This is a genomic window from Microbacterium sp. KNMS (assembly GCF_053851835.1).
This window is the reverse complement of the sequence record NZ_JBSQBP010000001.1, coordinates 62,543-75,449: the sequence shown is the minus strand read 5'-3', so window position 1 is coordinate 75,449 and position 12,907 is coordinate 62,543. Positions and strand designations below refer to the sequence as shown.

Sequence of the window (12,907 nt, the reverse complement as noted above, 5' to 3'; positions counted from 1 at the left end):
GCGGATCTCGGCCAGAGCGGGCAAGATGGAGGCATGAGCGCAGAACGCACCAAGCCCGAATTCGACGCGCCCGAGGGCCCCGCTCCCTCCGAGCTCGCCATCCGCGACATCATCGTCGGCGACGGCGCAGAGGCGAAGGCGGGCGACACCGTCACCGTCCACTACGCCGGTGTCGAGTACGAGACCGGCGACGAGTTCGACTCGTCGTGGAACCGCGGCGAGAGCATCCAGTTCCCGCTGCGCGGTCTCATCCAGGGGTGGCAGGACGGCATCCCCGGCATGAAGGTCGGCGGACGCCGCGAGCTCGTGATCCCCCCGCACCTCGCCTACGGTCCCGCGGGCTCGGGGCACTTCCTGAGCGGCAAGACCCTCATCTTCATCATCGACCTCATCGACGTCGCCTGACGCGATCCGATCCGGGAGCGCCCTGCGGAGGAATCCGCAGGGCGCTCCGCGCGTTCAGGCGACGCTCACGCGATGTTCAGCGCCTCGGGTGGAATATATTCAGGTGAATGCGTATTGTTCCTCTGTGACGCCGCTCGGAGCGGCCCGACCATCTGAGGAGCATCCATGACCATCGACATCCCCGGCTACCGTCCCGGCACCTACAACCTCGACCCCGCGCACAGCGAGGTCGGCTTCGAGGTGCGCCACATGATGATCTCGAAGGTGCGCGGCGCCTTCACGGTCAAGTCGGCCACGATCGTCCTCCCTGAGAACGTGCTCGAGGCGTCCGTCACCGCGAGCGCCGACGCCGCGTCGCTCGACACGAACGACGAGGGCCGCGATCAGCACCTCCGCTCGGCGGACTTCTTCGACGTCGAGAACCACCCGGCGCTCACGTTCGCGAGCACGGGCGTGCGTCACGAGAACGGCGAGTTCTACGTCGACGGCGACCTCACGATCAAGGGCGTCACCCGCCCGGTCACCTTCGAGCTCGAGCTCGGCGGGTTCGGCACGGACCCGTGGGGCAACTACAAGGCCGGCGCGACGGCCAAGGCCACGATCAACCGCGAGGACTTCGGCCTCACCTGGAACGCCGCGCTCGAGACCGGCGGCGTCCTCGTCGGCAAGGACGTCAAGATCACCCTCGACCTCCAGGGCGCGCTCGCGGCCTGACGTCGTACGCAGCAGGAGGGCCGGCCCCGCGGGGTCGGCCCTCCTGCTGTGTCAGAGCTCGGGAGCCTCGGCGTCGTAGGCCCGGAATCGGGGGTGCGCGCGGACGATCGCGGTCGTGATCGCGACGACGAGCAACCCGCCGAGCAGCGGCGGGAGCCACGCGCTCCCTGCCTCGCCGAGCCACCCCGAGGCGGCGGTCGCGAGACCGCCCGCATATAGTGCGCCGATGCGCGGGCCGCCCGTCACCACGACGATGAACACCCCCTGCAGGCGCCCGCGGATGGCATCGGGCACAGCCGACTGCAGCATCGTCTGCCGGTAGATCGAGCTGACGTTGTCGGCAGCGCCGGTGCACGCGAGACAGAGCATCGCGATCGCGATGAGCGGCACGTTCGGGCTGCTCGGCCCGACGTCGCCGGGGCCGAGCCATCCGGCCGCGGCCGCCGCGAGCACGAGGCCGAACACCGCGGTCACGACGCCGAACACCTGGATCGCGCGCGTGATCCCCAGGCCGTGGAAGCGGTACGCCGAGATGCGCCCGGAGAAGAGGCTCGACGCGAACGCGCCGACCGCATTCGCCGCGACGAGCAGGCCCGTCGTGATCTCGCCGCCGCCGAGGACGAGCGCGCCGATCGCGGGGAACAGCGCGAGGGGGTTCCCGAAGGTCATCGCGACGATGTCGAGGAGGAACTGGATCCGGATGTTCGGGGCGCGACGCAGGAAGCGCCATCCGTCTGCGAGGGAGGCGAGCCCCGGGCGCGCCGTCGCGCCCTCGGGGCGCAGGCGGGGGAGCGTCCACAGGCCGAGGAACAGCGACAGCATGAGGACGACGTCGAGCGTGTAGGTCAGGGGGTAGCCGAAGAGCGCGACGAGGACGCCGCCGAGCGCCGGCCCCACCATGACCATGATCCCCACGGTGATGCCGTTGAGCGCGGCGGCGGCGGGGATCAGCTCAGCGCCGACGAGGCGCGGCGTGATCGCCATCTTCGTCGCCGACACGATCGAGTTCGCGGCCGAGTTCACGATCGAGAGCGCGTAGAGCCATCCCGCGTCGATGTGCCCGGTCCACGCGAGCACCGCGAGAAGGGCCGTCGTGAGCCACGTGGCCGTGGCCGCCGTGAGGGCGACCGTCCGCCGGTCGAACCAGTCGGCGAGCATGCCTCCGTAGAGGCCCGCCACGATCATCGGCGCGAGGCCTGCGACCGCGATCATCGACACGGCGAACGTCGACCCGGTCAGCTCGTACATGTGCAGCATGACCGCGGTGATCGTGAGCTGCCCGCCGAGCCCGCCCAGCGTGGATCCGACCCACAGGCGCGCGAACGCGGGGCTCTGCGTCAGGGGACGCAGGTCGAGGAGCACGCGCGAGGACATCGGGGAGAGGCTATCCGCTCTTCCGTGCCCCGCGGATGGGGTAGACTCTGGTGGTTGCCGTTCGATCGGCCGCGGATGAAGAGAGCTCGCGCATCAGGCGACGGGCGCCGCGCAACGAGGAGAGAGGGGATCGAATCTATGGCTCTGGAAGCAGACGTCAAGAAGGCGATCATCGAAGAGTACGCGACGCACCCCGGTGACACCGGATCCCCCGAGGTGCAGGTCGCGCTGCTGACGCAGCGCATCAAGGACCTCACCGAGCACCTCAAGGAGCACAAGCACGACCACCACTCGCGTCGTGGCCTGTTCCTGCTCGTCGGTCAGCGCCGCCGCCTGCTCGGCTACCTCCAGGACATCGACATCGCACGCTACCGTGCGCTGATCGAGCGTCTCGGTCTGCGCCGATAAGGCAGAGCGCGACCAGCGTTCAATCGTCTTCTCGAAGGCCCGTCCCCGGTGGGACGGGCCTTCGCTCTACCCTGGGTCGTGCGCGGCGGATCAGGGCTTCGGCCGGCGTGAGCCGGTCGGGTCGTTCCGTCGGCCGGGGAGCAGGGCAGGGTCCTGGAAGAGCCAGCGGGCGCGCGGCTCGACGAGCGGCCCCGTCAGCCAGCGCACCGGCCGGGTCGAGAGGAGCACCGTGACCGCGACGGAGAGGATGGCGACCGTCGGCAGCCAGATCCAGGTCGGCTCGAGATCGCGCAGCACGCCGGACTCGCGGAACGGGTACAGCACGAACGAGTGGAGCAGGTAGACGTACATCGTGTACTGCCCGAGGCGCGTCCAGGGGGTCTGCCGACGGGGGATGAGCACGAAGAACGCCGCCGAGAGGACGAGCCCGATCGCGAGCGTCGCGAGGCGCATGGCGCCCGCCCACCAGACGCTGTGCGAGAGCAGATCGACGTACGCGTCGTCGTAGAAGAACCAGTAGCGCAGCTCCATCTCGCGCCATGTCTCGATTCCGGTCCAGGCGAGCCATCCGTCGATCGCGAACAGGGCGAGCGCGCCCGCGTACGCCCACCAGGGGCGGTGGCGCAGGAGGCCGAGCCGCTCGACGATGTCGTGCTCGCGCAGCCACCATCCGAGCACGAAGAAGGGCAGGAAGCCGAGGGTGCGCGACAGCGAGAAGGTGCTGTCGACGTTCGGCAGGTATCCGACGCCCACCGAGATGAGCACCGACCACAGGAGCGGCCAGCGCAGCAGGGCGAGGTAGGGCAGCACGAGCCGGAAGATGCCGAGCGCGAGCAGGAACCACAGGGTCCACGACGGCTTGGTGAGGTTGGGGTCGACCTGGCCCTCGACGAGCCACTTCGTGAACCACCACAGGGCCTCGAAGACGAGGTACGGCAGGAGCACGTCGGTGATGAGGCGCACCATCTGCCGACGAGACGGCGGGTCGGACTTCGAGAAGTAGCCCGAGATGATCGCGAACGCCGGCATGTGGAAGGCGTAGAACGCGAGGTAGAACGCGTAGGCGACGTCCGAGTCGTAGATGAGGCGCTGGATCGCGTGGCCGAGCACGACGAGCACGATGCACGCGAAGCGCGCGTTGTCCCAGAACGGCACGCGCCGCTTCTGCCGGATGGTCCCCGTCGACGCCGTGACCGGCGGCACTGCCTCGCTCGTCATCGCGCTCTACGCTACCGATGCGCGAGGCCCCCTCGAGGATCCGCGCCGCGGGGAATAGATTCGCTCGGGAGCCGTTGAACCAGGTATATTCACTTGCATGCAATCGGCGGGCGGGAATCCGCGCGCGGAATCGGAGGATCTGGTGAGCGACACGACCTCGTGGAGCGGGATGCAGTTCGGGCTCATGTCCGTGAGCGACATCACGCGCGACCCCACGACCGGATACACGCCGAGCGAGGCCGAGCGCATCCGCGACGTCATCGCGATCGCGAAGCACGCCGAGGAGGCGGGGCTCGACGTGTTCGCACTGGGCGAGCACCACAACCCGCCGTTCTTCTCGTCGTCGCCGACGACCACGCTCGCGTACATCGCGGCGCAGACCGAGCGGCTCATCGTCTCGACCTCGACGACGCTGATCACGACGAACGACCCGGTGCGCATCGCCGAGGACTACGCGATGCTCCAGCACGTCTCGGGCGGTCGCATGGACCTCATGATGGGGCGCGGCAACACGGGCCCCGTCTACCCGTGGTTCGGCAAGGACATCCGCCAGGGGCTCCAGCTCGCGATCGAGAACTACAACCTCCTGCACCGCCTCTGGACCGAGGACGTCGTCGACTGGGAGGGCGCGTTCCGCACGCCGCTGCAGGGCTTCACGTCCACACCGCGTCCGCTCGACGACGTCAAGCCATTCGTGTGGCACGGCTCGATCCGCACGCCCGAGATCGCCGAGCAGGCGGCCTACTACGGCGACGGCTTCTTCGCGAACAACATCTTCTGGCCCAAGGAGCACTACCAGCGCCTCATCTCGCTGTACCGCCAGCGCTATGCGCACTACGGTCACGGCGCGCCCGAGCAGGCGATCGTGGGGCTCGGCGGCCAGGTGTTCATCGCGAGGAACTCGCAGGACGCCGTCCGGCAGTTCCGGCCGTACTTCGACTCGGCGCCGGTGTACGGCAACGGGCCGTCGATGGAGGACTTCACCGAGATGACGCCGCTCACGGTCGGCTCTCCGCAGCAGGTCATCGACCGCTACGCGGCGATGCGCGACACGTTCGGCGACTACCAGCGCCAGCTGTTCCTGACCGACCACGCCGGGCTCCCGCTCAAGACCGTGCTCGAGCAGATCGACTTCCTCGGCGAGGACGTCGTGCCCGTGCTCCGGAAGGAGCTCGCGCAGAACCGTCCGGCGAACGTGCCCGACGCCCCGACGCACGCCGCGCGGGTGAAGGCCCGGTACGGCGACGCCGAGCCGCGCCAGCCGCGCCCCAACCCGAACCGCGGCGACAACGTCACGGGCGGTTCGCCGTATCAGGACACCGACACGGCGTCGAAGCCCGGAGCGGCCTTCGGCGCGGCAGCCCGGAAGGGAGCGTGACCGCCATGAGCGCCACCCGCATCGTCGTCCTCTCGGCCGGCATCTCGGAGCCGTCCTCCACGCGGCTCCTCGCGGACCGGCTCACGCGGGCCGTGATCGACGATCTCGGCTCGCGCGGCGTGGAGACCGACGTCTCCGTCGTCGAGCTGCGCGACCTTGCGCACGACATCATGAACGCGATGCTCACCGGCTTCCCGCCGAAGGGCCTCGCGGAGGTGATGGAGCGGGTCGCGGCGGCCGACGCCCTCATCGCGGTGACGCCGATCTTCTCGACCTCGTACTCGGGTCTCTTCAAGTCGTTCATCGACGTGCTCGACCGCGAGGCGATCGAGGGCACCCCGGTCCTGCTGGGCGCGACGGCCGGCACGCCGCGGCACTCGCTCGCGATCGACTACGCCATCCGACCGCTGTTCACGTATCTGCACGCCGAGCCGGTCTCGACCGGGGTGTTCGCCGCCGCCGACGACTGGGGCCAGGGCGCCGACAGCGTGGCGCCGCTCCAGAAGCGCGTCGACCGCGCCGCGCGCGAGCTCGCCGATGCGGTCGCCGGCCGCACCGCGGTCGAGAGGGTCGATCCCTTCTCGCCCGAGAGCTACCTCGGCGAGGGCGGATCGTTCGAGAGCCTTCTCGAGGGCCTCGGGCGCTGACGAGCGGGGCCGGCCGCGCGCCGGCCCCTTTCAGCGCCCGGTCGCGCCGCGCGGCGCGAAGCGGGCGATGAGCGCGTCGGTGATCCAGCCGAGGACGAGCGCGACCGCGATCGACACGAGCACGGCGACGACGGGCCCACCGGGCACGATCGCGCCGACGGCGGCGCCGACGAGGGCCTGGTAGGCCGCCCATGCGGTCGCGGCGCCCGCCGCCACCGGCAGGTAGCGCACGGCGGGGATGCGCGTCGCTCCTGCGGTGAGGTTCACCGCGAGCCGCGCGAACGGGATGAACCGGACCGTGAAGATCGCGGCCGCCACGTGCGAGCGCAGACGCGTCTGGGCCCACGCGAAGACGCGCTGGAAGCGCGGGTGCCGCATGACGCGCCAGCGCTGGGGGTGGAACGCGCGCCCGAGCGCGTAGCAGGCGGCGTCGCCCGCGAACGCGGCCGCCGCCGCAACGAGGATCACGCCCCACAGCGGCGGCCCCGACGGCGTGAACGACACCGAGGCGAGCACCGTCACGGCGATCTCGCCCGGGACGACCACGAGGAAAGCGTCGGCGAGCACGAGCCCGAACAGCGCCGCGAGCGCCCACGGGTTCGCGGCGAGAGCGGAGACGAACTCGTCGATCATCCCGGCAGTCTGCTCCGTCGGGGTGAACGCCGCGCGAACATCAGGGAAGCGGCGGACTCGACAGCTCGCTGCCATCGCCGGTCTGGGCAAGGCGCCCCGCGAGCTCGACGAGTGCGTCGTGCTTCGCGACGAGGCCGTCGCCCGCGGTCCGCCCGCGCATGCGCCGCCAGACCCACGGCAGCGCGTGGCGGCGCAGCCATCCGCTCGCGGGCGGCGCGTCGGCGTGCAGCGCGTCGTCGAGGTCGCCGAGTGCTCCCGCGTCGGGGATGCCGAGCACCTCGGCCGCACGGTACGCGAGGAGCCGGTGGCCTCGCGACCCGAGGTGCACGCGGTCCTCGGCGTACATCGACAGGTCTCCGAGCTCCGGAAGGGCCTCCACGTCGAGCAGGATGGCCCCGGTCTCGGCTGCGATCCGCCGGATCTCGTGCGCGAAGGCCGCGAAGCGGCGCGCGAAGATCATCGCGGCGCGGCGACCGGGGAGGAACGGGGTGACGAGGAGCACGTCGGCTCCCGTCGCGCGGATGTCGCGGACCACCCGCTCGAGATCGCGCGCGAGGGCGACGGGGTCGGCCCCGTGCCCGACGAGGTCGTTCGCGCCCATGAGGATGGACACGAGGTCGGGGCGCATCGCGATCGCGCGGGGGCCCTGCTCGCTCACCAGGTCGCGCACCCGCCGACTGCGCACGGCGAGGTTCGCGTAGCGGAACGGCGTGTCCGCGCCGCTGCGGTGGGCGAGCAGGGAGGCGAGTCGGTCGGCCCATCCCCGGTACTCGCCCTCGCGCATGCGCGACGTGTCGCACAGGCCCTCGGTGAGCGAGTCGCCCAGGGCGACGAAGCTCGACCAGCGCCGCGTCGCGGGCGCCGACGTCGGCGGCAGCGGCCGGGTGGCACCGCGGGCGAGGAGCGCGTCGTCGAAGCGCCGCAGCCGCGCGGCCTCGGCGTAGTGGCTCACGAGCTGCTCCGTGAGCGCGCTCCAGGTGCGCGCGCGGACGCTCTCGAGCGCCGCCTGGCCGAACGACCGTCGCTTGGCGTCGTCGCCGAGGAGGTCCGCGACACGGGCCCGCAGGTCGTCCAGGTCGCCGGGCCGGTAGAGCCAGCCGTCGACGCTGCTGCGGACGAGGTCGAGCGGCCCGCCGCGCCCCGTTGCGACGACGGGCACGCCGCTCGCGAGGGCCTCCTGCACCGTCTGGCAGAAGGTCTCGCTCTCGCCGGGGTGCACGAAGACGTCGAAGCTCGCGAGCGCCTCCGCGAGCTCGTCTCCGCCGAGGAAGCCCGTGAACACCGCCTCCGGCAGCCGCGCTTCGAGCCGTGCACGCTCGGGGCCGTCGCCCACGATCACGAGCCGCGCTCCGGGCAGGTTCGAGAGCACGTGCAGGTCCTCGACCTGCTTCTCCGCCGCGAGACGGCCCACGTAGCCGATGATGCGCTCGCCGGGGGCGATCCGTGCCCGCCAGGACTCGGAGCGTCGAGCCGGGGAGAACCGGTCGGCGTCGACGCCGCGGCCCCATCGCCAGATCCGGTCCACGCCGAGCTGCTCGAGCTGCGCCTGAGCGGCCGAGGACGGCGCGAGCGTGAGCGTCGAGCGCCGGTGCAGCCGGGCGACGTGATTGGCGGCGGCGGCGGCCGCGCCGGCGACGCCGTAGCGCTCGGTGTAGGAGACGACATCGGTCTGGTAGATCGCGACGACCGGGATCCGCAGGGCGTCCGCGGCGACGAGCGCCTGCCATCCGAGCACGAACGGGGACGCGAGGTGCACGACGTCGGGCCGGAACTCCTCGAGGAGGCGGCGGATCCGCCAGGTCGGCGCGAGGGCGACCCGCACGTCGGGGTACGAGGGGAGGGGCATCGACGCGACGAGCGCGGTGCGCGAGCCCAGCGAGTCGGCCTTCTGCCCGGCCGCGCGCGGAGCGATGACGAGGGTCTCGTGGCCCTGCTCCTCGAGATGGCGCACGACCTGCAGAACGGAGTTCGTGACCCCGTTCATGTGGGGGAGGAAGGATTCCGCGAAGAGTGCGACTCTCACGTGTCCAGGGTCCCGGGCGCGGGACGCGCGCGGGGCCGACTTCTCTCGACCTTCGCCGGCTGTTCACCTGAGCCGGGCGGCCGTTCAGCGCGGCGTCACCGATGCCTCCGACTCCGGTGCGTCGACGAGGATCAGGGCGAGGTAGGCCCGGAGGCCGGCCGTCACGTCGACGTCGGGGTCGAGCAGCCACTGCGTCTGCAGCCCGTCCCAGATCGCGATGAGCCCGGTCGCCGCGATCGACGGCTCGATCCCCGGGCGGAGTCGGCCCTCCTCGGCGAGCGCACGCAGCTCGTCGGCGTACTGGTCTCGCAGCGACGCGAACCGGCGGGCGAAGTGCTCGCGCGCGGGGTGGCCCTCGGTGACGGACTCGCCGCACAGCACGGTGTAGAGCTCGGGGAGCCCGTGGTGCCGCGCGTTGAGGTCGGCCTGCGCGAGGACGTCGTCCGGGAAGGACAGCCCGGCCGGCGGCTTGTCCACCGCGTCCCGCTGGTCGAGGACCGCGAGGAGGAGATCGCGCTTCCGGGGGAAGTAGTGGAGCAGGCTCGTCTGCGACACGCCGATGCGGTCGGCGATGTCCTGGAGCGACCCGGCGAGATAGCCCTTGGCGGCGAAGACCTCGAGCGCGGCGTCCACGATCGCGCGCCGTCGCTCGGCCGATCGCGCATACGGGCCGCGCTTGCGCGGAACATCCTCGTCCATGTCGGAATGCTAGACCGGCGCCACGAATTTCGAGTACGTACTCGAATCCTGTGGTAGCTTCGTCGCCACGCGGGCGCACGGCTCGCACGGACCACGCCGACGTGGCCGCTTTCACAGAGACGTGGAGGTCAGATGGGCGCGATCACGCGCAGACAGCTGCTGGGTGCAGGGCTCGGCGCGGTGGCGGCGGGCATGCTCGCCGGCTGCTCGACACCGGGGACGACCTCGGTCAACGCCGAGCCGACCATCCCGCCGGCGACGGGCAAGAGGATCACCCTCACCTACTGGGCCTGGCTCAAGGACCTGCAGAAGGTCGCCGACGTCTGGAACGCGCAGAACCCGGATGTCCAGGTCGAGGCCGTCTGGATCCCCGGCGGCAACGCGGGCGGATACCAGAAGATCTACTCCGCCCTCGCGGCGGGTGGCGGGCCGGACATCGCCCAGGTCGAGATGCGCTCGATCCCCGAGTTCATGCTCGTGAACGGCCTCGTCGACCTGTCGCGCTACGGGGCCGCCGACCACGCGGCGAAGTTCGACCCGACCCTGTGGGGTCAGGTCAGCTTCGACGGCGGCGTGTACGCCATCCCGCAGGACTCCGGTCCCATGGCCTGGTACTACCAGCACCCCATCCTCGAGCAGATCGGATCGCCGCCGCCCACGACCTGGTCCGAGTGGCGCGAGCTGGCGGTCGAGGCGCGCGCTGCGGGCGCGTACCTCGACACCTTCCCGATCGGCGACGCATCCGTGTTCGCGATGTACGCCACGCAGGCGGGCGCGTCGTGGCTGCGGGTGGGGGAGGACGGCTGGGAGATCGACATGACCGACGACGCGACCCTCGAGGTCGCGGACTTCTGGGACCGCGTCGTCGATGACGAGCTCGTCACGACCGCCTACGGCAACTTCACGCCCGCGTGGTTCGCGGCCGCCGCCGACGGCGGGATCGCCGCGGTCACCGGGGCGAGCTGGGCCGACGCGCTCATCCAGGGCGTCGCCGGAGGCGAGGGCAGATGGCGCGTGGCGCCCATGCCGGTCTGGCCGGACATGGGGTACGGGTCGAGCTACCAGGGCGGATCGACGGCTGCCGTGCTCGCGAACAGCCGCCACCCCAAGGAGGCGATGGACTTCGCCGTCTGGATGACGACCTCGCCCGAGGGCATCGACGCGATGATCGAGCACAGCGGGATCGGATGGTCGCCGGCAGCCGACTACATCGGATCGCAGCGGCAGCGGCCATCCGACTTCTTCAGCGGCCAGAACTACAACGAGGAGGTGTTCGTGCCCGCCTCGAAGGCGCAGAACCCGGACTGGGTCTGGTGGCCGATCACGCAGCAGTCCTTCAACATCCTCTCCGACGGCTTCCGGCGGAAGGCGTCCGGTCAGAGCCTCGTCGAATCGGTCCGGCAGGCGGAGGAGCAGATCACGCGGGTCTTCCGGAACAAGGGCCTGCGCATCCGGAAGGCGACATCATGAGCGAGACGCGCACGATCGTCACGGGCGACGCCCGGGTGCGCCGGCGCCCCGGCGTGCGTCAGGCCGCCGTCAGCCGGGCGCCGTGGATCCTCCTCGCGCCGTTCCTGGCGCTCTTCGTCCTCACCTTCATCCTCCCGATCCTCGTCGCGATCGGGTCGAGCTTCACGCGCGTCCAGCGCGGCGGGCTGTTCGGCGAGGAGGGCGTGACGAGCTCGTTCGCGTGGTTCGAGAACTACGCGCTCGCGCTCGCCGACGGCAACTTCATCGCCTCCATCGGGCGGATGCTCCTGTTCGGCGTGGTCCAGGTGCCCGTCATGATCGTCGCGGCCACCCTCCTCGCGCTCCTGCTCGAGTCGGCCTCGGCGATGTGGCCGGGCTTCTTCCGCGCGGTGTACTTCATGCCCTACGGCATCCCGGGCGTCATCGCGACCATCCTCTGGTCGTTCCTCTACGTGCCCGGGCTGAGCCCGGTCGTGGACGTGGCGTCCTGGATGGGCATCGAGATCGACTTCCTCGGAGCGGGATCCGTGCTGTGGTCGATCGCGAACATCGTGACGTGGACGTACGTCGGCTACAACATGCTCATCATCGTCGCCCAGCTCAAGGCCATCCCGGGAGAGCTGTACGAGGCGGCGCGCATCGACGGCGCCTCCGCGTTCCGCGTCGCGACGAGCATCCAGCTGCCCCTCATCGCGCCGGCCCTCGTCCTGACGACCGTGTTCAGCATCATCGGGACGCTGCAGCTGTTCGCCGAGGCGGAGGTCCTGAAGACCGTCGCGCCGGCGATCGACACGCAGTACACGCCGAACCTGTCGGCGTACACGACGGCCTTCGCCTACAACGACTACAACGTCGCCGCGGCGCAGGCCGTGCTCATCGCCCTCGCGGCGTTCGTGCTGTCCTTCCTCTTCCTCCGCGTCACGAACAGGAGCGGCCGATGACCCTCACCCAGCCGCGCACGGATCCCGTGCGCACGCAGACGCTCGCCGCGGTCAACCCGACGGGTTCGTCGGCCGCCCATCGCCGGTCGCGGGCCTCGAAGATCATCGTGACGGGCATCCTCGTCGTCGCCGCCCTGTACTTCCTCATCCCCGTCTACTGGGTGGTCGTCGCGGCCACGAAGTCCACGGAGGACCTCTTCTCGACCTTCGGCTTCTGGTTCGGGTCGGACGTCCACCTCCTCGAGAACCTCGGCCAGGTCCTCGCGTACGACGGCGGCATCTTCGTGCGGTGGTTCCTCAACTCGATCCTCTACGCGGGAGTCGGCGCCGTCCTGGCGACCTACTTCGCCGCGGCGGGCGGCTACGCGCTCGCGAAGTACCGCTTCCGCGGGCGCGACCTCGTCTTCGGCACCATCCTCGGGGGCGTTCTCGTGCCGGCCACCGCCACGGCGCTGCCGCTCTTCCTCCTGTTCAGCCAGCTGGGGCTCGCGAACACCTACTGGAGCGTGCTGATCCCGTCGCTCGTGTCGCCGTTCGGGCTGTTCCTCTGCCGCATCTACGCCGATGCGACGGTCGACGACTCGCTCATGGAGGCCGCGCGGCTCGACGGCGCGGGGGAGCTGCGGATCTTCCACACGGTCGGGCTGCGGATCCTGACGCCCGCGCTCGTCACGGTCTTCCTCTTCCAGCTCGTGGGCATCTGGAACAACTACTTCCTGCCCCTCGTGATGCTCGCCGACCAGAGCCTGTATCCGATCACCCTCGGCCTCAACAACTGGCGCGCGCAGGTGGATCGCCTGCCCGAGTTCTACGAGCTGACGACCGGGGGAGTGCTGCTCTCGGTCATCCCGCTCGCGATCGCGATGATCGTGCTGCAGCGCTTCTGGCGCGGCGGCCTCACCGAGGGCGCGGTGAAGTAGGAGTCGCAGGGGTGCGTCCACGGCCCGCGCTGGTAGGGTGGCCGTGGACGCGCCCGTGCGCGTCCGCACAACTGAAC

13 protein-coding genes are annotated in these 12,907 nt (G+C 70.7%); 8 read left to right on the top strand and 5 right to left on the bottom strand.

Annotated elements, in window-relative coordinates:
- Positions 1 to 33 precede the first annotated feature (33 nt).
- Positions 34 to 405, top strand: a complete 372-nt coding sequence (locus tag ACWXWW_RS00375; protein WP_271174214.1) for an FKBP-type peptidyl-prolyl cis-trans isomerase — start codon at positions 34 to 36, stop codon at positions 403 to 405.
- Positions 406 to 570: 165 nt separating this feature from the next.
- Positions 571 to 1,119 carry a YceI family protein gene (locus ACWXWW_RS00370; protein ID WP_271174215.1) on the top strand — a complete coding sequence of 183 codons (549 nt, stop codon included), beginning with the start codon at positions 571 to 573 and terminating at the stop codon, positions 1,117 to 1,119.
- Between the two features lie 51 nt (positions 1,120 to 1,170).
- On the opposite strand, the gene ACWXWW_RS00365 is transcribed toward ACWXWW_RS00370, so the two are convergent.
- Positions 1,171 to 2,493, bottom strand: coding sequence for an MFS transporter (locus ACWXWW_RS00365; RefSeq protein ID WP_455968154.1), 1,323 nt, complete (start codon positions 2,491 to 2,493; stop codon positions 1,171 to 1,173).
- Between the two features lie 138 nt (positions 2,494 to 2,631).
- Here ACWXWW_RS00365 and rpsO point away from each other — a divergent pair, with 138 nt between their 5' ends.
- On the top strand, positions 2,632 to 2,901 hold the full coding sequence (gene rpsO / locus ACWXWW_RS00360; protein WP_271174217.1) for a 30S ribosomal protein S15: 270 nt from the start codon (positions 2,632 to 2,634) through the stop codon (positions 2,899 to 2,901).
- A 90-nt stretch (positions 2,902 to 2,991) separates the two neighbouring features.
- Here rpsO and ACWXWW_RS00355 read toward each other — a convergent pair whose 3' ends face one another.
- A complete protein-coding gene (locus ACWXWW_RS00355; protein ID WP_271174218.1) occupies positions 2,992 to 4,119 on the bottom strand; it encodes an acyltransferase family protein in 1,128 nt (375 codons plus the stop codon).
- A 169-nt stretch (positions 4,120 to 4,288) separates the two neighbouring features.
- Between ACWXWW_RS00355 and ACWXWW_RS00350 the strand changes: the two genes are divergently transcribed.
- Both ACWXWW_RS00350 and ACWXWW_RS00345 read left to right on the top strand, forming a co-directional pair.
- Entirely contained in the window at positions 4,289 to 5,497 is a 1,209-nt protein-coding gene (locus ACWXWW_RS00350) for an LLM class flavin-dependent oxidoreductase (RefSeq protein WP_271174287.1), read from the top strand.
- A 5-nt stretch (positions 5,498 to 5,502) separates the two neighbouring features.
- Positions 5,503 to 6,144, top strand: coding sequence for an FMN reductase (locus tag ACWXWW_RS00345; protein WP_455968153.1), 642 nt, complete (start codon positions 5,503 to 5,505; stop codon positions 6,142 to 6,144).
- A 30-nt stretch (positions 6,145 to 6,174) separates the two neighbouring features.
- Here ACWXWW_RS00345 and ACWXWW_RS00340 read toward each other — a convergent pair whose 3' ends face one another.
- The 3 genes from ACWXWW_RS00340 to ACWXWW_RS00330 all read right to left on the bottom strand — a co-directional run bounded on the left by ACWXWW_RS00340 (position 6,175) and on the right by ACWXWW_RS00330 (position 9,499).
- Positions 6,175 to 6,777 carry a DedA family protein gene (locus ACWXWW_RS00340; protein ID WP_271174220.1) on the bottom strand — a complete coding sequence of 201 codons (603 nt, stop codon included), beginning with the start codon at positions 6,775 to 6,777 and terminating at the stop codon, positions 6,175 to 6,177.
- A gap of 40 nt (positions 6,778 to 6,817) precedes the next feature.
- Positions 6,818 to 8,800: a glycosyltransferase gene (locus tag ACWXWW_RS00335; protein WP_455968152.1), complete on the bottom strand. Its 1,983-nt coding sequence runs from the start codon at positions 8,798 to 8,800 to the stop codon at positions 6,818 to 6,820.
- An 84-nt stretch (positions 8,801 to 8,884) separates the two neighbouring features.
- Positions 8,885 to 9,499 (bottom strand): TetR/AcrR family transcriptional regulator, encoded by a 615-nt coding sequence (locus ACWXWW_RS00330; protein ID WP_455968151.1) that lies wholly within the window; start codon positions 9,497 to 9,499, stop codon positions 8,885 to 8,887.
- Between the two features lie 132 nt (positions 9,500 to 9,631).
- On the opposite strand from ACWXWW_RS00330, the gene ACWXWW_RS00325 reads away from it, so the two are divergent.
- The 3 genes from ACWXWW_RS00325 to ACWXWW_RS00315 are packed head-to-tail and all read left to right on the top strand — an operon-like array spanning position 9,632 to position 12,830.
- Positions 9,632 to 10,969, top strand: coding sequence for an ABC transporter substrate-binding protein (locus ACWXWW_RS00325; RefSeq protein WP_455968149.1), 1,338 nt, complete (start codon positions 9,632 to 9,634; stop codon positions 10,967 to 10,969).
- On the top strand, positions 10,966 to 11,910 hold the full coding sequence (locus ACWXWW_RS00320) for a carbohydrate ABC transporter permease (RefSeq protein ID WP_455968148.1): 945 nt from the start codon (positions 10,966 to 10,968) through the stop codon (positions 11,908 to 11,910). Before ACWXWW_RS00325 ends, ACWXWW_RS00320 begins: the two co-directional genes overlap by 4 nt.
- On the top strand, positions 11,907 to 12,830 hold the full coding sequence (locus ACWXWW_RS00315; RefSeq protein WP_282979993.1) for a carbohydrate ABC transporter permease: 924 nt from the start codon (positions 11,907 to 11,909) through the stop codon (positions 12,828 to 12,830). The genes ACWXWW_RS00320 and ACWXWW_RS00315 overlap by 4 nt, the downstream gene beginning before the upstream one ends.
- Positions 12,831 to 12,907: the final 77 nt, after the last annotated feature.

What these genes read in the sequence shown, in the direction of transcription:
- ACWXWW_RS00375 (WP_271174214.1), top strand. Translation starts at nt 34, where the DNA reads ATGAGCGCAGAACGCACCAAGCCCGAATTCGACGCGCCCGAGGGCCCC.
- ACWXWW_RS00370 (WP_271174215.1), top strand. Translation starts at nt 571, where the DNA reads ATGACCATCGACATCCCCGGCTACCGTCCCGGCACCTACAACCTCGAC.
- ACWXWW_RS00365 (WP_455968154.1), bottom strand. Translation starts at nt 2,493, where the DNA reads ATGTCCTCGCGCGTGCTCCTCGACCTGCGTCCCCTGACGCAGAGCCCC.
- rpsO (WP_271174217.1), top strand. Translation starts at nt 2,632, where the DNA reads ATGGCTCTGGAAGCAGACGTCAAGAAGGCGATCATCGAAGAGTACGCG.
- ACWXWW_RS00355 (WP_271174218.1), bottom strand. Translation starts at nt 4,119, where the DNA reads ATGACGAGCGAGGCAGTGCCGCCGGTCACGGCGTCGACGGGGACCATC.
- ACWXWW_RS00350 (WP_271174287.1), top strand. Translation starts at nt 4,289, where the DNA reads ATGCAGTTCGGGCTCATGTCCGTGAGCGACATCACGCGCGACCCCACG.
- ACWXWW_RS00345 (WP_455968153.1), top strand. Translation starts at nt 5,503, where the DNA reads ATGAGCGCCACCCGCATCGTCGTCCTCTCGGCCGGCATCTCGGAGCCG.
- ACWXWW_RS00340 (WP_271174220.1), bottom strand. Translation starts at nt 6,777, where the DNA reads ATGATCGACGAGTTCGTCTCCGCTCTCGCCGCGAACCCGTGGGCGCTC.
- ACWXWW_RS00330 (WP_455968151.1), bottom strand. Translation starts at nt 9,499, where the DNA reads ATGGACGAGGATGTTCCGCGCAAGCGCGGCCCGTATGCGCGATCGGCC.
- ACWXWW_RS00325 (WP_455968149.1), top strand. Translation starts at nt 9,632, where the DNA reads ATGGGCGCGATCACGCGCAGACAGCTGCTGGGTGCAGGGCTCGGCGCG.
- ACWXWW_RS00320 (WP_455968148.1), top strand. Translation starts at nt 10,966, where the DNA reads ATGAGCGAGACGCGCACGATCGTCACGGGCGACGCCCGGGTGCGCCGG.
- ACWXWW_RS00315 (WP_282979993.1), top strand. Translation starts at nt 11,907, where the DNA reads ATGACCCTCACCCAGCCGCGCACGGATCCCGTGCGCACGCAGACGCTC.